Below are 26,092 nucleotides of genomic sequence, written 5' to 3'. Positions count from 1 at the left end.
ATCATGATTTAGTGATCATGCAAGTGCAAATCCAGCTTGCGCAGGTTACCTGGGTCGCTGGGGTCGCCTATCAGCAGCGGGTGTTCCTTGAAGGCAGGGCTGACCAGGCTATAGCCAGGCTCGAAATCGTCAAAGCGCAAGCCAGCAAGATCGGCCCAAGTATGAATAAAGTGAGCATTGCTGTAGGGCCTATCCAGCATGGTAGTGAAATCCATATCGTGCGCGGCCTTCCATGAGGGCGATGACCAAACAATAAAGGGGATGGTGTACATGGGCAAGGTGGGCTGCCATTCATTGCGGCCCAGCATGCCATAGCCGGGCGGGTCGTAAACATCCTCCCCATGATCGGCAAAATACACCAGCAGGCTGTTGCCGCCGGGTTGCTTGAGCTTGTCTATCAGGCTGCTGACCACATAATCGTTATACAGCACGGCGTTGTCATAGCTGTTGTAAACAGTGGCCTGGCTATCACTGAGTTGCTCAGGCACATGCTGCCTGTCCTGGAACTTGTCAAATTCTGGCGGGTAGCGGAAATCATATTTCATGTGCGCGCCCAGCAAGTGCACAACGATAAATTTGCGCGGTGCCGGGTCATTCAGCACTTTTTCGAAAGGGGCAAATACGTTGGCGTCATATTCTCGTGAATTCTGTGCACGACTATTGTTCATATAAAACTGCACATCGGTCTGCTTGGAGAAATTCGTCAGCATGGTGTTGCGCTTGGTCATGGTCTGGTGATTGGTAATCCAGAACGATTTATAACCCGCCTGCCGCATCATGTTCATGAGCGAGGGCTGACTCAAATAACGCATGGGGTGTTCCTGATCAGCAAAGCTCAAGGCCTGGTCAGTGACTCTATGGTGTAAGGCCTGGAGGCCACCACGTTCTTGAACACACTCAGCTCATCCTGCATGGCATCCAGCCTGGGCGTGGTTTCGCGTGCATAGCCGTATAGACTCATACGCTGGCGATTGGTCGATTCTCCTATCACCAGCACCAGGGTGCCAGGCTGGCCAGCGTTGGCATCACTGAAGTTGGCCAAGGGTGGCAAACGACTGTTCAACTCCAGCAGCGCATCCATATTGGCAAGCTGGCGTCGGTAATGCGTATAGCCTATGACCATCTGCCAGGCACGGCTGGCTCCATGCGCAGTTCAAGTTTTTCCAGCGCACTTTCCCAACCTGCGCCGCGTACCACTAGCTGCTTGAATATCGGCTGGATAAACAGCAACACCACAATGATCAAGCTGGCTATCCAGGCCGCACCACGGCTGATGGGCATAGGCCCGAGGCGGTGCCAAAGCCACCATGCCACCAGCGTGTGCAGCAGCAATACTGGCACCATCCACCAGACAAAATAGTGCGCGATAAACTCTTGCGACTCAGCCGGGTTGGACTCAAAGATGATGAACATCACACTTTGGGAGAATTCCTGATGGTAAATACAGAAATAACCCAGCGTGACCAGGGAGAACGCCCACAGCACCAGGCCTATGCCAGCGGCAATCTTGCGCGCATGGCGCGGCATTAGCATTACAGGAATCAACCACAGCAGGCTCATGACGATGGCCTGGCGCATACCAACAAAAATGGTGGAGCCGCTCAATTGCAGCAAGACATGGGGCAGACCAGAAAAATAGAAGAAAAACAGATAGTAATTTAGGCACGCGGCCCAGGCGCCAAGCCGCCAACGACTCAAAACTTGCATGAACTCTCCCTAGCTCAACCCCTGCATTGCGGAATTGCATGGCCGCAATGGTTTGTCGATATGAACTGACCGATTGATACCTACTTTAATACCCAAATTTGCCCAAATTCAGGGCTGGCTGGGAACGCGCCCACCCATCTGGGCCAGCGTAGGTTCAACCTTGTGTAATTTGATATATAACTGAACTGCCCTGGCCTGTACCTGCTGCCAGAATGCCAGTTCTTCACGCCACACCCGGCGCAAAGACTTGCCACGATAAACCCTTAAGAAGCGCAGATAATCACGCGGACTCAAGCCTGCACCCATGGCCGAAAAATACAGTGCGGCCATATCTTTCATGCGGTCACGCGGGCGGATTGTCTCACGTATGCCCATGCGATGCAGATCTATCAGATACAGATGGATATTGTCTTGTTGCAACTGATCCAAATCCAGGCAGATATGGCAGATATAAAAATCGCGGTGATTAAGGCCGCTATCATGCAGCCTGCCTGCCAGCCTGGCCACGGCCAGCAGCAAGCGGCGCTTGAAGTCGGCGTTAGGTGGAATTTGTGCCCACTGCAAGGCCAAATCCTCCAGCGAAATGATATTGCCAAGATCGCGGGTGATGAGGAAAGACTGCATGCTGGCCGGGCTGCAGCCACGACTGCCAAATCCAGCCAGGGGCGTGGTGGCGATACCTATGCTGCCCAGCTTTTCTATGGCCTGTTTTTCGGTGCTGGCACTGACGATAGGCCATTTGAAAGACAGCAGGTTCTTGAATATCTCGCCCCAGCCCACGCCAAAATGCTGCTTGATGAAATAGGACTGCCCGCCCAGCGTCACACGTATGGTCTTGCGCCCAGGCACGTCACGGAAATTGTCACCATTGAGCTGCATGACTTGCGCAAAGACATCGCGGCCTTTCAGGCTGGGCTGCAAGTCTTCAGTCAGCCAGAGTTGATCACAGGCCATGGCTCACCTTTGCTGTGCTCGCCAGTTTTGCGCTGCTGGCTTGTTTGCTTGCGCTAATAGTTTGTTTGCGCTTTGCCAGCCGCTGCAATATTTCCGCCTCGGCTCCACCGTCATTGGCTTCCATAAGCTGACGTGCATACGTCACGCCCTGCTCGCGCCAGCGCTTGAGTTGTGCGTCATTGTCGCCTATCAGTGTCAGCATTTGCAGCAAGGTCTGGTTCAGCACCGCCTGCTCAAACGGACTGGGCACTACGCGCCCGGCATCCGCAGCAAGTATATGTGGCGCATACCCACAGCTGGCAGTCGCTAGCACTGGCAAGCCACTCGCCAATGCTTCCAGTAGCACCAGGCCCGTGTTTTCTCGATAAGCCGGATGCAAATATAGATCAGCGCCTTGCATCAACTGCGGAATATCCGGCCGCCCCTTGGAGATCAGCACCTGCTCGCTCACCCCCAGCTTGCGCGCCATACGCAGGAAAGGCGCGGGTTTGTCCTGACCTATCGCAATCAAGGTCACACGCTGACGTAGGCTTGCAGGCAAGCTGGCCAGGGCGGTGATGGCTCTGTCCAGCCCCTTCATATAAAAGCCGGAACCGACCAGCAGCATGACAATTCTGTCCTGCGGCAACGCAAAAGCCTCACGAAGATGGCTACGCATGGCGCTACGCTCTTGCAGCTTGAGGCGTTCAGCAGAGAGAAAAGGCGGGATATGGTGAAACTTGGCATCCTGGGTTTGATACCAGCGCTGAAACACCAGCTTTTCCGCCATATCCACCATCAGCATCTCAGTATGTGCAGCAGGCGCAAAAATGGCGGCCTCAACTTGCTGGAACCAGCGATAGCGTGGCGTCAGGCGATACAGCCAGTTGCGCTGTTGGTGCGCCCGCTCAATAAAACAGGGGTCGGCAGCAAAATACACATCCAGCCCGGTCATGCGGTTCCAGCCTACCACCAGCTCATAGCTACCCTGAGCGGCCAGTTGGCGTTGCGCACGGGCAATGAAGTCCTGATATTTCTGAAAATTGAACCAGCCGCTGGCCGGGACAATATGCACATTGATGCCTGCCACAGGCGGCTCCCCATCCCATGACATGGTATAGATATCGACCTCATGCCCAGCAGCGGCCAGGCGGCTGGCCGTACGCAGCATGTCGCGCTGCATGCCGCCATAGGGAAAATACTTGAAGATCAGGAACGCAAACTTCAACGCAGGGGCTTTCGATTGGGGGAAGAAGCAGAATTGTATGCGAAAATGCCGCCCATGCCTCGTTTGCTCATGATCAAGACCACCTCACTTGGGGATGTCATCCACAACCTGCCTGTCATCACGGACATCCACGCCCACCTGCCAGACACGCAGATAGACTGGGTGGTGGAAGAAAGCTTTGCCGATATCCCGCGCCTTCATCCCGGCGTCAACCGCGTGATCACGGTGGCCATCCGCCGTTGGCGCAAGCATCTATTGCAGGCAGACACCTGGCGCGAGATCAGAGGCTTGCGTCAGGCGCTGCAGCAGAACCGCTATGACCACATCATAGACACCCAGGGTTTGTTCAAGAGTGCAATACTTGGCGCACAGGCACAAGGCATATATCACGGCCAGAATGCTGCTTCGGCACGTGAACCACTGGCTGCGATGTTCTACCAGCGCCGCCATGCCGTGGCACGCGGGCAGCACGCCGTCACACGCAACCGCCTGCTGGCCGCCCAGGCCTTGGGCTATCACTTGAATTCGCTGGCACCCGATTATGGTATCCAGGCTGGGCCAGCGGCCACTGCCTTGGCGCTTCCGGCCCGCTACATTGCAGCCTTGCACGCCACCAGCCGCGATTCCAAGCTCTGGCCAGAACAGCACTGGATAGCGCTAGGCCAGGCGCTGCAACAGCAGGGCTTGGCCATGGTGCTGCCCTGGGGCAATGCCAGCGAACAAGCCCGTGCGCAACGGATTGCCAGTGCCGTGCCCAATAGTATGGTGCTACCCCGTTTATCGCTAAACGATTTAGCAGCCGTGCTGGGCCAGGCTCAGGCAGCCATAGGTGTGGATACCGGACTGGTGCACCTGGCAGCGGCGCTGGATTTACCGACTGTCGCCATCTATACCGACACCGACCCCAGCCTGACCGGGGTGCTGGCGCATGACAGCAGCAAAGCCATTAACCTAGGTAACAAGGGTGAGATTCCTGCCGTGGCCAGTGTGCTAGCGGCGCTGAACAGTGTCAGTCAGCCCCAGGCTTAGTACTCAATCGCTAGTCATATGCCAAGCTGGGCCAATGTGAACAAAGTCATATTGTGCTGTTGATTCAGTGACTTTGATTGCCATAAACCACGACAACTTACCAAATAGCAGTAGAAACCCTAGGGATTTTCTGCCTATTCGCTGGCAAGCTCTTGTAATTTCTCCAGCCATCCCCATTTGTCAGCATATTCAGCGGGTTCGCCCGCTTAGGTATCGGTTAGCTCAATTGATTTGGCTACACCAGCTTTCATCATTACCCAACTATTTATTAGGGAAGATCATGCAGCAAGAAGACAAATCCCCAGCGCAGGAACTGCCAGAAAACGAAGCTGCCTTGCAGGCAGAAGATACTGTAGATGCCGTCAATGCACGGATTGCAGAACTTGAAGCCCAGGTAGCTGAACAACAAGCTGCGGTGCTTTACGCCAAGGCTGAAGGCGAAAACATCCGCCGCCGTGCCGCTGATGATATCGACAAGGCACGCAAGTTTGCGCTGGAAAAGTTCTCCAATGAGCTATTAGCCGTCAAGGATAGCCTGGATGCCGCGCTGAGCGTAGGCTCTGCCACGCTGGAAAGCTACCGTGATGGCGTGGAGCTGACCTCCAAGCAATTCGTTTCGGTATTTGAGAAGTTTGGCATTGCGAGATCAATCCGGCTGGCGAGAAATTCGACCCCAACAAGCATCAGGCCATAGGCGCGGTTGAAAGCGATGCCGAAGCCAACACCGTGGTCAACGTGCTGCAAAAGGGTTACACCCTCAATGAGCGTGTATTGCGCCCTGCCCTGGTCATGGTTGCTAAGTAATTAGCCAAGGTAAGTAACCAAATAAACCAGCAGATTTATACGCCAACATGGATTTTTAAAAGGCAGACTTGAAATCAATTTGCCTATCCCCATGTTGGCAACATAGTTAAACACTTCAGTTAAAGAACACAAGGAATCAAGACAATGGGAAAAATTATTGGTATTGACTTAGGCACCACCAACTCCTGCGTAGCAGTGATGGAAGGTGGCAAGCCACGCGTCATTGAAAATGCAGAAGGTACACGTACTACCCCTTCCATCATCGCTTATCAGGAAGATGGTGAAATTCTGGTGGGTGCACCTGCCAAGCGTCAGGCAGTGACCAACCCCAAGAACACGCTGTACGCGGTCAAGCGTTTGATCGGCCGTCGCTTTGAAGAAAAAGAAGTACAGAAGGATATCGGCCTGATGCCTTACAGCATCGTCAAGGCTGACAATGGCGACGCCTGGGTAGGCGTGCTGGACAGCAAGCTTGCTCCTCCACAAATCTCCGCAGAAGTCCTGCGCAAGATGAAGAAGACTGCTGAAGACTACCTCGGTGAAGAAGTGACCGAAGCTGTTATCACCGTGCCTGCTTACTTCAACGACAGCCAGCGCCAAGCCACCAAGGATGCAGGCCGTATTGCCGGTCTGGACGTTAAGCGCATCATCAACGAGCCTACTGCAGCGGCCCTGGCCTTTGGCCTGGACAAGCAGGAAGGTGACCGCAAGATTGCCGTGTATGACTTGGGTGGTGGTACTTTCGATATCTCCATCATCGACATCGCTGAAATTGATGGCGAACACCAGTTTGAAGTGCTGTCCACCAATGGTGACACCTTCTTGGGTGGTGAAGACTTCGATAACCGCCTGATCGACTTCCTGGCTGACGAATTCAAGAAGGAAAACGGTCTGGATCTGCGTAACGACCTCTTGGCCAAGCAACGCCTGAAGGAAGCTGCTGAAAAGGCCAAGATCGAGTTGTCCTCCAGCACACAGACTGAAGTTAACCTGCCTTATATCACTGCAGATGCTTCCGGCCCTAAGCACTTGGTGGTCAAGATCACCCGTGCCAAGTTCGAGAGCCTGGTAGAAGACCTGATCGCTCGTTCGATCAAGCCTTGCGAAACAGCGCTGAAGGACGCAGGTGTGAGCATTTCCGATATTCAGGACGTAATCCTGGTCGGTGGTCAGACCCGTATGCCCAAGGTACAGGAAAAGGTTAAAGAGTTCTTTGGCCGTGAACCACGCAAGGACGTAAACCCTGATGAAGCCGTAGCCGTTGGTGCTTCCATCCAGGGCGGCGTACTGAAGGGTGATGTCAAGGACGTCTTGCTGCTGGACGTAACCCCACTGTCTCTGGGTATCGAAACCCTGGGTGGCGTCATGACCAAGCTGATCAAGAAGAACACCACGATTCCTACCAAGGCATCGCAAGTGTTCTCCACTGCTGAAGACAACCAGTCCGCCGTGACCATCCATGTATTGCAGGGTGAGCGCGAAGTAGCTTCCGGCAACAAGAGCCTGGGCCAGTTCAACCTGTCCGACATTCCACCAGCAGCACGTGGTTTGCCACAGATTGAAGTGACTTTTGACATCGACGCCAACGGTATCCTGCATGTGTCGGCCAAGGACAAGGCCACCAACAAGGAAAACAAGATCACCATCAAGGCCAACTCCGGTTTGTCTGATGAAGAGATCCAGCGCATGGAAGAAGATGCGGCCAAGTACGCAGACGAAGACAAAAAGCTGCGCGAGCTGATTGATGCCCGCAACAGTGCTGACGGTGCGATTCACAGCGTGAAGAAATCGCTGGTTGATCATGCTGACAAGCTGGAAGCAGGCGAGAAGGAAAGCATTGAAAAGGCCGTGCAAGAACTGGAAGACGTCATCAAGGGTGATGACAAGGACGCCATCGAGAGGAAGACCAATGCACTGATGGAAGCTTCGCAAAAGCTGGGCGAGCGTGTTTACGCTGCTAGCCAAGCTGAAGCCAACACCACCCAGGCAGAACAACCACAGGAAAAGACTGTGGACGCCGAAGTGGTGGACGCTGAGTTTGAGGAAGTAAAGTCTGACAAGAAGTAAGGCCTATTCCATGTAACCCAATATGAGGCGCACAGGGGTTTTCCCCTGGAGTGCCTCATCTACTTTCTAGCAGAAGAAGATGGCAAAAAGAGATTATTACGAAGTACTTGGCGTCAACCGCGATGCTTCGGATGAGGATATCAAGAAGGCTTATCGCAAGCTGGCAATGAAGTTCCATCCCGATCGCAATCCGGATAACCCCAAGGCTGAAGAAAGCTTCAAGGAAGCCAAAGAAGCTTATGAGATTCTTTCCGATGACCAGAAGCGTGGTGCCTATGACCAATATGGTCATGCCGGTGTAGACCAGAGCGCTGGAGGCGGCCCTGGTGGCGCAGGCTTTGGCAACTTCTCAGACGCCTTTGGTGACATTTTTGGCGACATCTTTGGTGGCGGTGGCGGCGGTAACCGCAGATCCAATGTCTATCGTGGCGCAGACCTGCGCTACAACATGGAAATCACGCTGGAAGAGGCCGCACGCGGCACTGAAACCAAGATACGCATCCCGGTCATGGCCGAATGCGAAACCTGTCATGGCTCCGGCGCCCGTCCCGGCACCCAGCCTGTCACCTGCACCACCTGCGGTGGTCATGGTCAGGTACGCATGCAGCAAGGTTTCTTCTCGGTACAGCAAACCTGCCCCAAGTGCCACGGCTCCGGCAAGATGGTGAAAGACCCCTGCCCGACCTGCCATGGTGGTGGTCGCGTCAAGGAACACAAAACTTTATCGGTCAAGATTCCTTCTGGTGTGGACGAGGGAGATCGCATACGTTTGAGCGGTGAAGGCGAAGCTGGCGTCAACGGCGGGCCTCCTGGTGATTTGTATGTGGTGGTACATATCAAGCCACATGACATCTTCCAGCGTGAAGGTGCCAATCTGCATTGCGAAATGCCGATCAGCTTCTCCACCGCGGCGCTGGGCGGCGAGATCGAGATTCCTACCCTGGATGGTCACGCCAAGATGAAGATACCGCCAGAGACGCAATCCGGTGCTGTGTTCCGCCTGCGCGGCAAGGGCATCAAGCCTTTGCGCAGCAGCGATTATGGCGATTTGATGTGCCATGTGGTGGTGGAAACCCCAGTGAAGCTCACCGAAAGGCAAAAGGAATTGCTGCGTGAGCTGGAAGATATTACCCAGCAGGATTCAGGCAAGCACAGCCCACGTGCTAAATCCTGGATGACCAAGGTTAAGGACTTCTTCCAGTAAAGCAATTTAGCACGCTTGCGTTTGCTTAACTTTAACGGGCAAGGCTTAAACGCCTTGCCCGTTTTTCATTGCAGCACGCAGCTTACGACCATCACATGCTTGCAGCAGGTGCCAACAGACCACCGTAATATAAATCAGCCAGATTGCCGTACTTGGCTGCCGGGCTGAGGTCGCCTTCAAAGATATTAAAACCGCCTGGCTGCACAATCACCGGGCTGTGTTTTTTGTTGGTGAGCAGTACAAAATAAGTACCGCGCACAAAATCCAGCATCACACACTTGCCCGTCCAGCCCGTATGCGCCACCACATCCCCTACTTGCTGGCCTGGGGTGCCAGCAAGCCAAAAATCAAGGAAGTGGCTGGAGTGATCAACTCCCAGCCCAGTGCATAGGTTTGATCAAGATTGAAAGTCTGACGGAACAGCGCCACGGTTTGTGGTGAACACAGGGTATAGCTACCAAGGCTGCCGCCGTTAAGCAGCAATCGGCATAGCACGCCTAAATCATGCGCAGTGGAGAACAGCCCGGCGTGGCCGGACACCTGGCCCATGGAATAAAAGCTCAGCTCATCGTGCACTTGGCCTTGCAGCGTATTGGTGCGGATATTGGGAAAACTCACATGGCCATCGCGCGTGTTGCCACAGCGCTCAGTCGCGGAAAAGTCAGTGATGGCACGATTATTGACATGACTACCGACATGACTACTGGCTACAGCGTCAGGCTCCAGTAGCTTATAGCCAATATCCTGCAAGCCCAGCGGCGTATAGATTTCTGTTGCCAGATAATGGTCTAGCCGCAGCCCGGTCACAGCCTCAATCACAGCGCCCAGGGTGAGAAAATCAAGATCGCTATACAGCGTATGCGTGCGCGGTGGATTAATTAGGGGCACCTGCCCTAGCAACGCCAGCGTACGTGCCCGGTCTTGTGAATACATGGCGGCCCCAGATTGTGCCGGATCATAAAAATGAAAGCTGCCGGGAAAGCCAGCGTTGTGGCCGAGGAAATCGCGCAGGCACAAGTCACGCTTTTCTGAGGTATCAAACCCCGGCAGGTAGCGCGCTGCGGTATCGTCCAGGGTGAGGGTCTTGCTATCCACCAGCCTATGCAGAGCCAGCAAAGTGGCGAATATCTTGCTGAGTGAAGCCAGATCAAAAATAGTGTTGCTGCGCATGGGCTCAGGCACAGGCATCAATGCGGTCTGGTTATAGCGGCGCTGGTAACCAAAAGCGCGCTCATAGATCATGCCATTGAGATCACCATAATGCAGCACAGCCCCAGCCAAGCCGTTATCCACGCTGGTCTGCAACTCGCGCTCCATGCGCTGCTGCCATAATTCTGGAAAGCGATTACCCGCCATGTTTATGCTCCTCAAATAATGGGATTTTTGAGGTTAACCGCAAGCAGGCAAACGCAACAATAAGCATAAACCAAGCGCATTCCAAGGCTTGACATGAGCTTGGGAGCGGCTTTCTCTAGCGGTCAAAATCTGCCATGGCTGTGCTTGTAACCGCAGTATTTATGCGGCGTGCGGTTGTAAAGCCGCCATGTCGGCTTTACTATCCCAAGTCGAAGAACAAGTTGAAACCGCCATGTCCAACGCGCCGCATTCCCAGGCCAAAGAAAAATCCAGCGAGCTATCCCTGCTGAGCGGCTGGTTATTGCTGCTGGGCGCACTCACCGGGCTGGCCCCACTCTCAATAGATATGTATCTGCCAGGCTTCCCCGCCATAGAGCGCAGCCTGCTGGGCAAGCCTGGCAGTGCAGAACTGACACTGGCGAGCTACTTCATAGGCATGGCACTGGGCCAGCTGTTCTATGGGCCTTGAGTGATCGCTTTGGTAGACGTCAACCGCTGATGATAGGGCTGGCCATCTATATCGTTGCCTCCTTAGGCTGCGCCATGGCGGGCAGTATTCCCGAGCTGGTGTTATGGCGTTTTCTGCAAGCACTGGGCGGCTGTGCCGGGGTGGTGGTAACCCTGGCGGTGGTGAGGGATCGCTGTAGCGCCAATGATGCGGCACGCGCGCTTTCCATGCTGATCCTGATCATGGGCATTGCGCCTATTCTGGCGCCCTTGATAGGCGGCTGGATAGTGACCTTGTTTGATTGGCGCGCCCTGTTTATTACGCTGGCACTGGTGGGCAGCCTGGGGCTGGCAGCCACCTATTTCTGGCTGGAAGAAACCCACGATAGTCGGCATCAGCCAGCGCTGGTGTTTTCTCAGGTGCTGCTCAATTACGGCAGGCTGCTGGTAGACAGAAAATTCATAGGCTATACCCTGAGCGGCGGCCTGGCACGGGCAGGCATGTTTGCCTATATCGCGGGTTCGCCTTTTGTCTTTATCGAGTATTACCAAATCCCCGCGCATCACTACGGCTGGATTTTTGGCTGTAATGCCGCTGGCCTGATTATCTTTAGCCAGATCAACGCCTGGCGCCTGAAAAAACACGATGTCACCGTGCTGCTATGCCGCGCACTCTGGCTGCCTGCCACCATAGGTTTGATTCTGCTGGCAGGCTCATTGACTGGGCATATCAGCCTGCCCTTGCTGCTGGTCGGCATCTTCTGCTTTGTTGCCAGCATAGGCTATATAGGCCCCAACTCCAGTGCGGCCACCCTGGCCACCCACGGCCAGCAGGCAGGCACCGCCTCTGCGCTTATGGGATCACTGCAATTCTGCCTGGCCACGCTATCAGGGTTTTTCGTCAACCTGCTGCACGATGGCACTACCTTCCCCATGGTCATGGTGATGGCTATCTGTGGCATAGGCGCATGGCTGGCGCATAGATTGCTCATCTTGCGCTCCTTGCCGAAGTAATCACTGTTGGTTTGTTACTTCCATGAAAAAGCCCCAGCAAAGGGGCTTTTTCATGGTCTAGATCAGGTCAGTACTACCTGACCTAAAAGTGACTATCAACGTGCAAACAAAGCCTGTTGTTCCTGCTCAGGCAATCGCGCATACAAGCGATTAATACCACTAATCACCGCCAATATAGAAGCAGTCACCAAGTTATCGTCTATGCCTGCACCATACAAAGTGCCCGGCTGACCAGCATACCCCAGCTCGGCAAACGCCACCGCCTGGGCATTGGCCCCCGCCCCCATGGCACGCTCTTCGTAATCATGCACACTCAGGCGCTGACCAAAAGCCTGCACCAAGGCATCAATCGGCCCATTGCCCTCGCCTTCCAGCACCACAGCCTCACCCTTGATCAAGGCCTGCAAACGTATCTGCTGCTTGCCATTCTGCTCGCTCAGAGTGTGGGATTGATATTGCATCACCTGATCAGCATGGATGTACTCCTGCTGGAACAAATTCCAAATACCGTCGGCACTGACTTCCTGCCCGGTGGCATCGGTGAGGCGCTGCACCGCGCCGCTGAACTCCACCTGCATGCGTCTGGGCATGGCCAGGCCATAGGCGGTTTCCAGCAAATAAGCAATACCGCCTTTGCCCGACTGGCTGTTGACGCGAATGATGGAGTCATAGGTACGGCCTACATCATGCGGGTCTATAGGCAAATACGGTACTTCCCAGATGCCTGCCGGGTCTTGTACGGCAAAGCCTTTCTTGATGGCATCCTGATGCGAGCCTGAGAAGGCCGTGAATACCAGATCACCCGCATATGGGTGACGCGGATGCACGGGCAATTGCGTGCAGTCTTCTACCGTACGTGCAATCGCATTGATATTGGAGAAATCCAGGCCGGGGTCTACACCCTGGGTATAGAGGTTAAGCGCCAGGCTGACAAGGTCTACATTGCCAGTACGTTCCCCATGGCCAAACAAACAGCCTTCGATTCGGTCTGCACCTGCCATTACCGCCAGTTCGGCGGCAGCCACGGCTGTGCCTCTGTCGTTGTGCGGATGCACGCTGAGTATCACACCCTCACGACGCGCCAGATTGGTATGCATCCACTCTATCTGATCGGCATAGAAATTCGGCGTACCTACTTCCACGGTGGCGGGGAGATTGAGGATAACTTTACGCTCAGCATTGGCTTGCCAGATTTCGGTGACGGCATCACAGACTTCCTTGGCAAAATCCAGCTCGGTGGCGGTAAAGGTTTCCGGGCTGTACTGGAATACCCATTCGGTTTCCGGGCGCTCGTCGGCGAGTTGCTTGATCAGGCGTGCACTGTCCATGGCAATCTTTTTTACACCAGGCTGATCGGTCTTGAAGACAATACGGCGGAATTCTGGGGCGGTGGCATTGTAAACATGCACAATCGCGCGGCGCGCACCACGCAAGGACTCAAAGGTACGACGGATCAGGTCTTCGCGGGCCTGGGTCAATACTTCTATTGTCACGTCATCAGGAATATGGCCGTTCTCAATCAGGTTACGCACAAAATCAAAATCGGTTTGTGAGGCCGAGGGGAAAGCCACTTCAATTTCCTTGAAGCCAATCTCGACCAGCATCTTGAACATGCGCATCTTGCGCTCGGCGTTCATGGGCTCAAACAGCGCCTGATTGCCATCGCGCAGATCGGTACTCATCCAGATCGGGGCCTGGCTGATCACATTGCCCGGCCAGCGGCGCTGCGGCAAATTGATAGGGGTAAACGGCTGATACTTGGTGCTGGGGTTCTTTAACATCATGGCTTTATGCTCTCAAAATTCTGGACAAGTTCGGCATGAGGGGCTGACAGGCTACCGGGACGCAAGGCCTGACAACCGCACAGCAGTCGAAAGGGTTTTCTGAGTTCTAGATTGGTTTGCAACAGGCTCAACACCATGACACATCTCTTAAAAAATCGGGTCGCTACAAGGCTAAATATCCCACTTGTGGGACACAGGTAAAACTAGCAGGAGGAGTGAGATTAGATGTGCGCCAGGCGCAGCAGCAAACCCAGGCTCAGAAGAGCTTGTAGGGAGAGGGACAATGCGGTTTGCTGGATTTGCATGATGACCGAATGATAAACACAAGCACTTGTTGCTGTCAAACCTACCGCCTGTCAAACCTACTGGCTATCAAACCTAGTCCAGCTTGTACAAGCAAGCCACCATCAACACTTTAAGCAGCTAACGCTTTTACAACGCTGCATATACATTATCCGAAACATGCACTGTACAAACGTACACCAATCTTGCAAATCACAGAAATGCAAGATAGAATTATCTGGTTATTAGGGAGACCATCATGGAAGTGCACACCGTAGCGAGAAAGCGGCTGAAAGACTTGCGTGAGTCACGCAACATCAGTCAGGAGGACTTATCCGCTGCGATGGGCATCAGCAACAGACAAAGCCTTTCTGAACTGGAAGCGGGTAATCGTGCTATCAAACCCGATGAATTACTTGCTGCGGCACGTTTTTTTAATGTAGCGCACAGCTACTTCACTGACCCTCTTGAGCTCGCTGGTGAAGCAAAATTTTCCTGGCGTAAATCTGCAAGTTGCGAAGCAGCCACGATTGAAAATTTCGAGAACACTGCCGGAAAATGGATCGCCCTCTATCGTCATCTTGGTAGGCTAAACCAGGCTGCCGTTAATTCATCCTTAACCCAGATTGATATCAATACGCACTCCTCTACTGACGACGCATATCGCGAAGGGAGTGCTATCGCTCATGCATTAGGCCTGGGTGACATCCCTGCGCAAAAACTGGCTAATGTATTGACAGAGAAACTGGATATTCTGATCCTGCATCTAGACATCACCGCCAACATTTCCGGTGCTGCATGCAAGTTAGGCCCGCTCAATACCATCATGATTAACCGCAGAGAAGTTGCTGCACGCAGAAATTTTGACCTGGCGCATGAATTTTTTCATTTATTGACTTGGCATTCCATGCCCCCTGAACACGTTGAGGAATCGGAATTCAGAGGAAAAAAGCCAAAGGTTGAGCAGCTTGCTGATGCTTTTGCAGCCGGACTACTGATTCCAGAAGATTGCTTGTTGAAATATATACAGCAAGTGGGTTTGGCTGAGACAGGTAATACTCAATGGATCAAAGATGCTGCCAGCCATTTCAAAGTCAGTGGCTCAGCGATGAAGTGGAGATTGAAATCCATGGGTTATCTCACTCAATTACAGGCCGAGCGCATTGAGGATGCAGAAATCAAATCAGTAATTCGAGAAGAGACTCCTCTTTTATTCAGCAAACAATTTGTTGATCGAATACATTGGGCTTTAGAAAACGGCACCATGTCAGTGAGAAAAGTGGCCAATCACCTGCAAATGACTATTGATGAATTACAAAGTGTGTTTTTAAGTTATGAATTAGCTCCCCCCTTTGATTTGTAAGGCATAAAAAATTGTTCAAGCCGGGTGATATTGTCCTCATCGACACCAATGTCATCATTGAAGCTCATCGCGCAGTTTGCTGGAAACCTCTGAGCCACCACTTCCAGCTGCACACTGTGAGTAAAGTCATTGAAGAGACCCAAACCGGATTTCAAAATAGAAATCCAGAGCAGCTTATTGAAATCAATGAATTAAAATCAAGCTTTGCTCACATAGAGTCAATAGAAACATCACGTGTGATCGCGTTTGATTTGGAAGTGGGGGAAGTTGGTCTGGATGACGGGGAAAAGGCATTAATCATTTACGCCCAGTCACTAAAACAACCCGTGTGGTATTTGAACAGTCCGGATTTGGCTGCAGTGCGATATATGAGTCAGCAAGGTTGGCAAGACCGATTGGTCTCGCTTGAGTCTATGCTTAAACACCTGAAACACAGGTCAAAAAACCCATTGAAAAATAATTACACGGAAGCTTGGTTAAGCCAGGCCAGGCTCAAGAATTTGCTTTAAGTTCACCAACAAGCAATCTTCCCGTGATTAACACCATGGCTTAAATATATTTTCTGATTTCACTGGCCGCCTGCTGAATGGCAGCATGTGCCTGCGGTGTTTCAGCCAAGGGGTTAAGCAAGCCAAAATCATGAATAGCCCCCAGATAGCGTGTACAAGTCACGCTGACTCCCGCATCGGTCAGCATCTGGCCGTAGGCCTCGCCTTCATCGCGCAGCACATCAAACTCTGCAGTTTGTATCAAGGCAGGGGGTAAGTCAGTGAGTTGCTCTATGGTGGCATTCAGTGGTGAGGCATACACCTCGCGGCGGCTTTCTTCATTGTCGAGATAGTGATCCCAGAACCAGGTCATCATGTCGCGCGTGAGGAAATAGCCGTTTTCAAATTTCTGATACGACTCTGTATTAAATTTCGCATCGGTGACTGGCCAGAACAAGGTCTGGTGACGGATCAGTGGCTCGCGTTTTTCTTTGGCCATGAGGCAGACTACGGTGGCGATATTGCCGCCAGCGCTATTGCCCGCCGCCACCAGACGACTGCCGTCCACGCCTATTTCGGCACCATGTTGTGCTACCCATTGTGTGGCCAGATAACATTCAATGGCCGCAGTAGGGTAACTGGCTTCGGGCGACAAGGTGTAATCGACAAACACCACTGCAGCATTAGCCGCAAGGCTGAGATCCCTCACCAAGCGTTTATGGGTCTCAAAATCACCCAGCACCCAGCCACCACCGTGGAAGAACATGATCACCGGAGGCGGAAAAGTACTTTCACTAGGACGTACCACAGTCAAATGGATAGAGTGGCTTTCAATTGCCACTTCACGCTCGGTGATTTCTATATTGCTGGTGTCAACCTCCACGCTGGCCTGCAAGGTTTGCAGCACCTTGCGCGCCTCTTCTGGCGATAACTTATTGACCGGGGTGCTATCACTGGCCGCCAATTTTTCGAGCAAGGCCCGTGTCTGCGGCTCCATGCCGCTGTACTGATTGGCGGGCGAACTGAAAGTATTGATGATGGGGCTGAGGATGTTCATGAGACCACTCCAGCAGAATCGGTAAGATATTCCTATTCTGCTGGCTGGTCTTATGCGCTGTCTGTCAGTGGTTGACTGAGGCAGCTGTAGGACAGCATTGAGAGACGCTTTCCAAGTCTTAGCTTTTATCTACTTTTTTGTCTAATTTTTATTTTGGGGCAGCCCTTCCCATTCGCCACCCAGCGCTGCAATCAATTGCACACTGTTGATCAACTGTGTCTGCTGCAAGGTCAGCAAGGTACGCGCGCTGTTGAGGGCAGTGGTTTGTGCGGTGACTACATCAAGAAAGCCAATCAGGCCCACGCGATATTGGTTGGTGTATTGCTGTAGCGCCTTGCGTGAGGCCGCTACCGCTTCTTCGCGCAATACGGCTTCTTCGCTCAGGGTATGCAGGGTCACCAGATAATTCTCCACCTCTTGCAAGGCAGTAAGCACGGTTTGCCTGTAGGTTGCCACCGAGGCATCGTAACTGGCCTCGGCACCTATCACGCCAAATTTGATCTGGCCACCATCAAACAAGGTCATGGCCAGTTGCGGGCCTACCGACCAATAACGATTGGGCAGGGTCAGCCAGTCCGATAGCGTGCTGCTGCGATAACCACCTGCGGCATTGAGGTTGAGGCTGGGGAAGTAAGCAGCCTTGGCTACGCCGATCTGGGCATTGGCCGCCATCACCGAGCGCTCTGCGGCCGCTACATCTGGCCTGCGCTCCAGCAACTGGCTAGGCACGCTCATGGGCACAGCGGGGATTCTGGGCAAGCTGCCGTTATCCGCCAGCGAGAAATTAGCCGGGGCTTCGCCCATCAGCACGGCAATGGCGTTTTCCAGTTGCGCGCGCTGCCAGACCAAATCCACCAGCTCGGCTTCGGCATTCTTCACCTGGGTAGTGGCAGTGGCCACGTCAGCACTGGCAATGATGCCGCGCTTGTACTGGCTTTCCGTCAATTGCAGTACACGCTTGTAGGTATCTACAGTCTCGGTCAGCAGACGTTTTTGCTGATCCATCACGCGTAGCTGCAGGTAATTCTGCGCCAGCTCAGACTGCATGCTGAGACGCATGGCGGCCAGTGTTGCCAAGCTGGCATCAGCACTGGCGCGGTTGGCCTCCAGGGTGCGGCGCAGCTGCCCCAGATATCCAGCTCCCAGCTGGCGTTGAGGGTGGCGGTATAGGTGGTGCGTATGCCGGAAACCTGCACGGCCTGGCTGGAGGTTGAGCTGCCCGCCCCCTGGCCTGCACGGGTCTTGCCTACCGTGGTGGAAAGCTGCGGGAACAATGCGCCACGCGCACTTTGCGCCAGGGCAAAGGCCTGGCGGTATTGCGCCTCATACTGGGCCACAGTCTGGTTGCTGGTGTTCAGCCGTGCTATCAGGCCATTGAGCTCAGCATCGCCATAGCCTTCCCACCATGCGCCCTTGGGGTGCTCATCAGCGGGTGCGGCCACACTCCAGCCTTCCACATGCTTAAAATCGGTGGGCACCGCCGCCGTGGGGCGCTGATAATCCGGGCCGACCATGCAGGCCGATAATAACAACGCCAAAAGCACCGGCAAGCCAGTCATTCCAAGCTTGGCAGAGGGTCTCATTGCAAATTCTCCAACAAAGTGCGGTCACGGCGGGCGCTGCGCTTGTGCAACACCCAATGACGTAAACGATCCAGATATAAATAAATCACCGGGGTGGTATACAACGTTAGCAACTGGCTCAAGAGCAAGCCACCAACAATGGCGATACCCAGCGGACGGCGTAGCGGTGCATCGCCGTCGGTGCCAAAAATCAATGGCAGCGCGCCCAATAGCGCGGCCATGGTGGTCATCAAAATAGGACGCAGGCGCTGCATGCAGGCTTCCATGATGGCCTCATAGGGTGGCAGGCCCTGCTCGCGCTCGGCGGCCAGCGCAAAATCAATCATCAGAATGGCGTTCTTTTTCACTATGCCTATCAGCAGAATAATGCCAATCAAGGCAATCAGCGTCAGCGGCGTATCAAACAGAATCAAGGCCAGCAATGCGCCTACTCCCGCCGAAGGCAGGGTGGAAAGTATGGTCAGCGGGTGCACATAACTCTCGTACAGCATGCCCAGCACAATGTAGACAGACACCAGCGCGGCAAGGATGAGCCAGGGCATCTGCTTCAGCACCTTGTCCTGCGCACCTGCGGTGCCAGAGAAGGTGGCTTGCACATTGAGCGGCATTTTGAGGTCGGCCAACGCTGCGCGTATCTGCTGCTTGGCATTGTCCAGATTGCCGCCTTCCGGCAGGTTGAAGGAGTAAGTAATGGAGGCAAACTGCCCTTCATGCTGCACCGAAGGTCTGGAGGCGCTATAGCCAAGCTTGACCAGGCTAGAAAGCGGAATGCGCGCACCAGCGCCGCTCACCACATACAAGGTGGAGAGAATATCCGGGCTTTGCATATATTGATCGGCCACGCCCATCACCACGCGGTATTGGTTCTGCTCTTGATAGATGGTTGAAATCTGCCTTTGCGCGTAGGAGTTGTTCAGGAGATTGATGATCATCTGCACATCCACGCCCAGACGCAGCGCTGCATCCCTATCCACTTCCAGATAAACCTGCACCGTGCGGCTGCGGCCGCCACCGCTGACATCTGTGATCTCAGGCACGGTCTGCATCTTGTCCAGCACCTTGCCCTCCCAGGAGCGTAGTGACTTGACGTCATCACTCTTGAGCGTCATCTGGTAGCTGGAGTCACTGGAACGGCCGCCCACGCGCAAATCCTGCATATTAACGAGGAAAATCGAACCGCCAGACACCTGCGCCAGCTTGGGGCGCAATCTGGCGATGACTTCCTCGGCAGGTTCACGCTGGTGTATATCCTTGAGGATAATGATGAAATTGCCAGAATTGCTGGAGGCACCCGGCCCACGGCCACCGCCAGACATGCCCATCACCTGATCCACCGCGGGGTCATCCAGCAGAATAGTGCGGAAAGCCTCCAGCTTTTTCTGCAACTCATTGAAAGAAACGCCCTGGTCGGCACGCGCCATACCAAACAATCGGCCAGTATCCTGATCTGGGAACATCCCCTTGGGAATGGCGATATAGAGGTAAACATTGACCGCAATCGTAAACAACAGAATCACCAGCATCAGCCCGGAGTGATTGAGCGCCCATGCCAGGCTACGCCTGTAGCCATTGAGTACACGCTGAAACACACCCTGGCGTGGTGTGGTTTTCACCCGGACTGCATCATCCTCGACGACATCACCTTCCACCGCTGCTGCATCCTTGCGCCTTAATAAATAAGCGCAAAGCATGGGCGTCAGCGTCAATGAGACAAACAGCGAGATCATGATGGCCACCGACAAAGTGACAGCAAATTCGCGGAACAAACGCCCGGTAATCTCCGCCATGAACAACAGCGGAATAAACACCGCCACCAGTGACAAACTCATGGAGACCACGGTAAAACCGACTTCACGCGCACCGCGCAAAGCCGCGCGCAGTGGTGCCTCGCCATGCTCTATGCGCTTGCTGATATGCTCTACCACCACAATCGCATCATCCACTACAAAGCCTGTGGAGATAATCAAGGCCATCAAGGTGAGGTTATTCAGCGAGTAACCGCAGAGATACATGGCCGCAAAGGTAGAGATCAGCGACACAGGCACCGCCAGCGCCGGAATCAGCGTGGCTCTGCCATTACGCAGAAACAAAAACACCACCAGAATCACCAGCCCCACCGCAATTGCCAACGTCAGCTCGGCCTCGTGCAGCGAGGCTCGGATATTCGGGCTTCTGTCTTCCACCACGGTGAGCTTGATTTCATCGCCCAGGCTGGCTTGCAGGCTGGGCAGCTCGGCGCGTATCTTGTCTATCATCTCAATGATATTGGCACCAGATTCACGGCTCACCATCAGCAAAATGGCACGCTGATTATTGTGGAAGCCAACATTGCGTATGTCTTCCACTGAGTCATAAACCCTGGCTACATCACTCAAGCGCGTCACCGCGCCCTGCTTGCTGGTAATGATCAGGCTGCGGTAATCCTTGGCGCGCAGCAATCTGTCATTGGCATCCACCTGCCAGCTATATTCATCGTTTTGGATATAACCCTTGGGGCTGTTGCCATTGGCAGCACTGATCACATTGCGCACATCATCCAAAGCCAGGCCCTGCTGGCTCAAGGCATCGGGGTTGATATCCACGCGCACCGCAGGCAAAGCACTGCCCGCCACATTGACCTGGCTTACGCCCTGCACCTGCGAAATCTTGCGCGTGACCATATTCGAGGCCAGGTCATAAAGCTCACCCATACTCTTGGTCTTGGAGGTCATGGTCAGCACCATGCTGGGCATGTCCGCCGGGTTCATTTTGCGGTAGCTGGGGCGTGAAGGCATGCCAGAAGGCAGCATGCCTGCAGCAGCATTGATAGCGGCCTGCACTTCCCGCGCGGCGACGTTGATGTCTTTTTCCAGATCAAACTGCAGGGTGATATTGGCACTACCCAGCGAGCTGGAAGAGCTCATTTCGGTAATGCCGGAAATCCGCCCCAGGCTACGCTCCAGCGGCGTGGTTACCGAGGAGGCCATGGCTTCCGGGCTGGTGCCCGCCAGCGAAGCCGTCACCGAAATAGTGGGAAAATCCACTTGCGGCAAGGGGGCCACTGGCAGAAAACCAAAGGCTATCCAGCCTGCCAGCATCATGGCAAAGGCTACCAACCAGGTCATCACCGGGCGCAAGATAAACAGCGAGGAAGGCCCGCGTTCAGCTGGTTTCAACTGCGAAAAGGACAGCACCCGTTTCATCAGGCCAGTTCCTCGTCGGCATCATTGATGCGGGTTTGTACCTTGCGCATACGTCTTTGTGCCAGACGGTCGAACATCAGGTAAATCACGGGCGTGGTAAAGATAGTCAGCAATTGCGACAGCAACAGGCCACCTACCATGGTGATACCCAGCGGCTGACGCAGCTCTGCGCCAGCACCATGCGCAAACATCAGCGGCAAGGCACCAAACAGGGCTGCCATGGTGGTCATCAAAATGGGACGGAAGCGCAGCAAACAAGCTTGGTAAATTGCATCCACAGGCTTCATGCCCTGCTCGCGCTCTGCCGCCAGGGCAAAATCTATCATCATGATGGCGTTTTTCTTAACGATACCAATCAAGAGGATGATGCCTATGATGGCCACCATGCCTATCTCCTGACCTGCCAGCCACAGCGCCAGCAAGGCCCCCACCGCAGCGGAAGGCAGCGTGGAAAGTATGGTTACCGGGTGGATAAAGCTCTCGTAAAGTATGCCCAAGACGATATACATGCAGAGCAACGCCGCCAGAATCAGCAACAAGGTATTGGACAAAGACGCCTCAAACGCCAGAGCCGCCCCCTGGAAGCGCGTCTGCACGCTGGCAGGCAATTGCAACTCCGCCACTGCCGCGCGAATTTGCGTCACGGCATCACCCAGGGCCACGCCCTGCTTGAGGTTGAAGGAGATGGTGGCAGCCGGGAACTGGCTGATATGGTTGATGGTAAGCAGGGTATTGCGCTCTTCCACCCGCACCAGCGAATTCAGCGGCACCTGGGTGGTCACCGTGGTGCCTGTGCTATCCACCACGCTACCCGGCACATACAAGCTGGACAAAGCCTCTGGGCCATTGCGGAAGCCAGGCGGCACTTCCATCACCACGCGGTACTGGCTGGCCTGGGTATAAATGGTAGAGATCAGACGCTGACCAAAAGCGTTATAGAGCACGGCGTTGATGCTGGAGACGCTCACACCCAGACGCGCAGCATTATCGCGGTCTATCACCAGATAAGCCTGCAAGCCCTGATCCTGCAGGTCGCTGGCCACATCACTGATCTCCGGCAACTGGCGCAGCTTTTCCAGCACGCGCGGCATTTGCGCTTGCAACACGGCAATATCCGGGTCGGTCAGCAGATAGCGGTACTGCGTGCGGCTGGATTTGTCTTCTATGGTCAAATCCTGCACGGGTTGCAGGTAAAGCTTGAGCTCGGGCTGGTCTGCCGTGGCGTCCTTAAGCCTGTCTATCACCTGGCTGGCTGTCACATCGCGCTCGGCATGCGGCTTGAGGTTGATCAACATACGTCCGGTATTCAGTGCCTCATTGGTGCCATCTACCCCAACATAGGACGATACCGATTCCACGGCTGGGTCTTGCTTGATGATGTTGGCCAAAGCCTGCTGCTGCTTGCTCATGGCGGCAAATGACACGGACTGCCTGGCTTCGCTAATGCCCTGGATCAAGCCAGTATCCTGCGTAGGGAAAAAGCCTTTGGGCAGGTAGAGATACAGTGCTGCGGTAATCACCAGGGTGACCAGCGCCACGATCAAGGTCAGCCCCTGATGCGCCAGCACCCACTTCAGCGCGCGGCCATAACGTGCAATCACCGCTTCCATCATGCGTGCACCGCCCTGGGCAAAACGGCCTTGCTCGTGCTTGGGCTTATGGCGCAACCATAGCGCGCACAGCATGGGCGTCAGGGTCAGCGAGATCAGCATGGAAACCAGAATGGCTATCGCCAAGGTCAGCGCGAACTCACGGAACAGCCGCCCGGCAATATCACTCATGAACAACAGCGGGATCAGCACTGCAATCAGCGAAATTGTCAGCGAAATAATGGTAAAACTGATCTGCTTTGAGCCTTTGAGCGCGGCCTGCAGAGGGTGATCACCCTGCTCTATATAGCGCTCTATGTTTTCCAACATGACAATGGCATCGTCGATGACAAAACCAGTGGCGATGGTCAGCGCCATCAGCGTTAAATTATTGATGGAGAAACCCGCGATATACATCACGCCAAACGTGCCCACCAGCGATAGTGGCACGGCGATAGAAGGAATCAGTGTGGCGCGGCCATCCTGCAGGAAGAGGAAAGTCACCAGCACTACCAGGCCTATCGCCAGGAACAGCTCAAACTGCGTGTCCTTGACCGAGGCCTGTATGGTATTGCTGCGGTCACTCAAAATCGCCACCTGAACGTTTTCGGGCAGGCTTTCTTCCAGCTCGGGCAGCATTTCGCGTATGCGCTGCACCACGTCTATGACATTGGCACCGGGCTGGCGCTGGATATTGACGATCACCGCAGGCCTGTCATCAGCCCAGGCCGCCAGATATTCATTCTCGGCACCATCATAAGCTTGGGCCACATCCTTGAGCCGCACTGGCGCGCCATTCTGATAGCTCAGAATCAGGTTGCGGTATTCCTCCGCACTGCGCATCTGGTCATTGGCATCAATGGTGGTTGAGCGCGTAGCGCCATTGAAACTACCCTTGGAGCCATTGAGATTATTGGCGGTGATTGCCGTGCGTATGGATTCCAGCTGAGGCCATAAGAAGCCAGCGCCGTGGAGTTGGCGCTGATGCGCACTGCAGGCTTTTGCCCGCCGCTGATGCTGACCATGCCAACACCAGAAATCTGCGCAATTTTTTGTGCAATACGGGTATCCACCAGATCCTGCACCTTGGGCAGCGGCAAGGCATCCGAAGTCACAGCCAGCGTCAGCACCGCCACATCGGCAGGGTTAACCTTGCTATAGATAGGCTGGCTAGGCAGGTCACTGGGCAGCAGATTAGAAGCGGTATTAATCGCCGCCTGCACGCCTTGCTCGGCAATGCCTAAGCTGCTTTGCAGGCTGAAACGCAGGGTAATGACAGAAGCCCCACCCGCACTGCTGGAAGACATTTCATCCAGCCCGGCAATCTTGCCCAGCTGGCTTTCCAGCGGTGCTGTGATCATGGCGTTGATCACTTCCGGGCTGGCACCGGGGTAGAGCGTCTTGACCTGAATTGTCGGGTACTCAACCTCGGGCAGCGAGGCCACGGGCAGCAAGCGGTAAGCCAGTATGCCCGAGATCAGCAGGGCCAGCATGAGCAGCGTGGTAGCAACCGGCCGCTCTATGAAGATCCGTGAAGGATTCATGGACGCTGGCCCCTGCCCTGCGCATCAGCGCCGTTTCTTGCCCCATCAGCGCCAGGCTGGCGACTACCATGGCCCTCACCCGCATGTTCACGCGGTGCACGCTCACCCTCCTGGCGGCGACCTTGGCGCGCTGAGTCTTCAGCGGCTGATGATGACTTCACTTGCTCAGACACGGCAGCAGCAGGCGCTTGATCAGCACGTGCCTGCTCCTGGGCTGCAGGCGCCGCAGACTCTGCGGCCTCGCCCCAGGCACCACGTCGGCCTTGGCCTTTGTGCTCTCCATCTGGCCTGCCTTCGCCGCGCTTCCAGCCACCACGTTGGCCAGCGCCGCCGGGGGCAATATGGTCATCCTCCCCCGCCACGCGCACCGTCATGCCATCAGATAACCTGTCCACGCCATCAATCACAATGCGCTGCCCAGCACTAAGGCCCTTGCGTATCTCCACCTGCTCAGCCTGACTGATGCCTATGGTGACGCGCTGCTTGCTGACCTTCTTTTCACTGTCTATCGCATAAACATACGTGCCTTCATCATCACGCTGCAAAGCGCCACTGGGGATAAGCAAAGCCTTGCCCAGCTCGGCAGCATGCAGCTTCACATTGACGAACTGATTGGGGTACAGGCTATCGTCGGCATTATCAAAACGCGCGCGCAACTTGAAGGTGCCAGTGCTGGTATCAATCTGGTTATCCAGACTGGCCACCACGCCAGAAGCCAGCTTCAGCTGACGCTGCCTATCCAGCGCTTCTACTACCAACTTGCCGGGATTACGCTTGAGTTGCTGGCGCACAGTGCTCAACTGCTGCTCAGGCAGGCTGAATACCACACTGATAGGCCGGGTCTGGGTCAGCACGGTAATCGGGGTTGTGGCATTGGCCGTGACCTGATTACCCAGATCCACCTGACGCAAACCAATGCGACCACTGATAGGCGCACGCACCTTGGTGAAGTCAAGATTAAGCTTGGCCGCTTCCAGCTGGCCTAGCGCATTTTCCAGATTGCCCTGATATTGACGTACCAGAGCCGCTTGCGTGTCTAAAGTCTGGATCGCTATCGAATCCTCGTCGCGCAACTCCTGATAACGCCTGAGGTCAATCTCGGCATTCTTCAACTGTGCGCTGTACTGGCTCACCACACCCTCTGCCTGCTTAAGCGCCGCCAGATAAGGCCGGGGGTCAACCTCGGCCAGCACATCACCTGCTTTGACTTCCTGCCCCTCGGTAAACAAAATCTTGCTGAGCTGACCATCGACCCGCGCTGTGACATTGACGGTATTGAGCGAAGTCACCGTACCCACAGCCTCAAGCTGTACCCGAAAGCGGTACTTCGCTAGCCGTGCCTACGCTCACCAGCATGCTTTCACCAAACATGCCACGACGACCACCCGGGCCACCCGGCCCACCAGGGCCGCCGCCCATGCCACGGCCGCC

15 protein-coding genes and 5 pseudogenes are annotated in these 26,092 nt (G+C 54.6%); 8 read left to right on the top strand and 12 right to left on the bottom strand.

Features of this window, described 5'->3' with window-relative positions:
• Positions 1-8: 8 nt before the first annotated feature.
• From cptA to JCM2850_RS00085, 4 genes and pseudogenes are all read right to left on the bottom strand, one after another.
• Positions 9-961: pseudogene (cptA, locus tag JCM2850_RS22140) on the bottom strand (phosphoethanolamine transferase CptA).
• Between the two features lie 152 nt (positions 962-1,113).
• Complete coding sequence (locus JCM2850_RS22135) at positions 1,114-1,707, bottom strand: alkaline phosphatase family protein (protein WP_234405996.1); 594 nt, start codon at positions 1,705-1,707, stop codon at positions 1,114-1,116.
• 108 nt (positions 1,708-1,815) lie between these two features.
• A complete protein-coding gene (gene rfaP / locus JCM2850_RS00090) occupies positions 1,816-2,661 on the bottom strand; it encodes a lipopolysaccharide core heptose(I) kinase RfaP (RefSeq protein ID WP_025869248.1) in 846 nt (281 codons plus the stop codon).
• Positions 2,651-3,868, bottom strand: a complete 1,218-nt coding sequence (locus JCM2850_RS00085) for a glycosyltransferase family 4 protein (RefSeq protein WP_025869245.1) — start codon at positions 3,866-3,868, stop codon at positions 2,651-2,653. Before JCM2850_RS00085 ends, rfaP begins: the two co-directional genes overlap by 11 nt.
• Before the next feature lie 54 nt (positions 3,869-3,922).
• Between JCM2850_RS00085 and waaC the strand changes: the two genes are divergently transcribed.
• The 4 genes and pseudogenes from waaC to dnaJ all read left to right on the top strand — a co-directional run bounded on the left by waaC (position 3,923) and on the right by dnaJ (position 8,972).
• A complete protein-coding gene (gene waaC, locus JCM2850_RS00080; protein WP_025869244.1) occupies positions 3,923-4,897 on the top strand; it encodes a lipopolysaccharide heptosyltransferase I in 975 nt (324 codons plus the stop codon).
• A 280-nt stretch (positions 4,898-5,177) separates the two neighbouring features.
• Positions 5,178-5,701: pseudogene (gene grpE, locus JCM2850_RS16015) on the top strand (nucleotide exchange factor GrpE).
• Positions 5,702-5,845: 144 nt separating this feature from the next.
• A complete protein-coding gene (gene dnaK / locus JCM2850_RS00070; RefSeq protein WP_025869240.1) occupies positions 5,846-7,768 on the top strand; it encodes a molecular chaperone DnaK in 1,923 nt (640 codons plus the stop codon).
• Positions 7,769-7,847: 79 nt separating this feature from the next.
• A complete protein-coding gene (gene dnaJ, locus JCM2850_RS00065; RefSeq protein ID WP_025869232.1) occupies positions 7,848-8,972 on the top strand; it encodes a molecular chaperone DnaJ in 1,125 nt (374 codons plus the stop codon).
• Between the two features lie 91 nt (positions 8,973-9,063).
• Here the strand turns inward: dnaJ and JCM2850_RS23220 are convergent, their stop codons facing one another.
• Together JCM2850_RS23220 and JCM2850_RS16010 are read right to left on the bottom strand one after the other, a co-directional pair.
• A complete protein-coding gene (locus JCM2850_RS23220) occupies positions 9,064-9,279 on the bottom strand; it encodes a hypothetical protein (RefSeq protein ID WP_051525201.1) in 216 nt (71 codons plus the stop codon).
• 5 nt (positions 9,280-9,284) lie between these two features.
• Positions 9,285-10,328: a serine hydrolase gene (locus tag JCM2850_RS16010; protein WP_051525200.1), complete on the bottom strand. Its 1,044-nt coding sequence runs from the start codon at positions 10,326-10,328 to the stop codon at positions 9,285-9,287.
• Positions 10,329-10,515: 187 nt separating this feature from the next.
• Here JCM2850_RS16010 and JCM2850_RS21695 point away from each other — a divergent pair, with 187 nt between their 5' ends.
• Positions 10,516-10,797, top strand: coding sequence for a hypothetical protein (locus JCM2850_RS21695; protein ID WP_199898218.1), 282 nt, complete (start codon positions 10,516-10,518; stop codon positions 10,795-10,797).
• Positions 10,794-11,789 carry a multidrug effflux MFS transporter gene (locus tag JCM2850_RS16005; RefSeq protein ID WP_199898217.1) on the top strand — a complete coding sequence of 332 codons (996 nt, stop codon included), beginning with the start codon at positions 10,794-10,796 and terminating at the stop codon, positions 11,787-11,789. The genes JCM2850_RS21695 and JCM2850_RS16005 overlap by 4 nt, the downstream gene beginning before the upstream one ends.
• A 95-nt stretch (positions 11,790-11,884) precedes the next feature.
• Here the strand turns inward: JCM2850_RS16005 and leuA are convergent, their stop codons facing one another.
• Positions 11,885-13,570 carry a 2-isopropylmalate synthase gene (gene leuA, locus JCM2850_RS00050; RefSeq protein ID WP_199898239.1) on the bottom strand — a complete coding sequence of 562 codons (1,686 nt, stop codon included), beginning with the start codon at positions 13,568-13,570 and terminating at the stop codon, positions 11,885-11,887.
• A gap of 544 nt (positions 13,571-14,114) precedes the next feature.
• Between leuA and JCM2850_RS00040 the strand changes: the two genes are divergently transcribed.
• A complete protein-coding gene (locus JCM2850_RS00040) occupies positions 14,115-15,218 on the top strand; it encodes an ImmA/IrrE family metallo-endopeptidase (RefSeq protein ID WP_025869228.1) in 1,104 nt (367 codons plus the stop codon).
• An 11-nt stretch (positions 15,219-15,229) separates the two neighbouring features.
• Complete coding sequence (locus JCM2850_RS00035) at positions 15,230-15,727, top strand: hypothetical protein (RefSeq protein ID WP_025869227.1); 498 nt, start codon at positions 15,230-15,232, stop codon at positions 15,725-15,727.
• A 40-nt stretch (positions 15,728-15,767) separates the two neighbouring features.
• Here JCM2850_RS00035 and JCM2850_RS00030 read toward each other — a convergent pair whose 3' ends face one another.
• The 5 genes and pseudogenes from JCM2850_RS00030 to JCM2850_RS15990 form a co-directional block, all read right to left on the bottom strand.
• Positions 15,768-16,763: an alpha/beta hydrolase gene (locus JCM2850_RS00030; protein ID WP_025869225.1), complete on the bottom strand. Its 996-nt coding sequence runs from the start codon at positions 16,761-16,763 to the stop codon at positions 15,768-15,770.
• 141 nt (positions 16,764-16,904) lie between these two features.
• Positions 16,905-18,277 (bottom strand): annotated as a pseudogene (locus JCM2850_RS16000) (efflux transporter outer membrane subunit).
• A 65-nt stretch (positions 18,278-18,342) separates the two neighbouring features.
• Positions 18,343-21,528 carry an efflux RND transporter permease subunit gene (locus tag JCM2850_RS00020; RefSeq protein WP_025869224.1) on the bottom strand — a complete coding sequence of 1,062 codons (3,186 nt, stop codon included), beginning with the start codon at positions 21,526-21,528 and terminating at the stop codon, positions 18,343-18,345.
• Positions 21,528-24,610, bottom strand: a pseudogene (locus JCM2850_RS15995) (multidrug efflux RND transporter permease subunit). Before JCM2850_RS15995 ends, JCM2850_RS00020 begins: the two are co-directional and overlap by 1 nt.
• A gap of 47 nt (positions 24,611-24,657) precedes the next feature.
• Positions 24,658-25,965 (bottom strand): annotated as a pseudogene (locus JCM2850_RS15990) (efflux RND transporter periplasmic adaptor subunit); the annotation flags it as partial.
• Positions 25,966-26,092 lie beyond the last annotated feature (127 nt).

Origin of the sequence: Methylobacillus glycogenes JCM 2850 (assembly GCF_000617925.1) — a bacterium.
GTDB lineage: Bacteria > Pseudomonadota > Gammaproteobacteria > Burkholderiales > Methylophilaceae > Methylobacillus > Methylobacillus glycogenes.
This window is presented reverse-complemented; position numbering and strand designations above follow the sequence as displayed.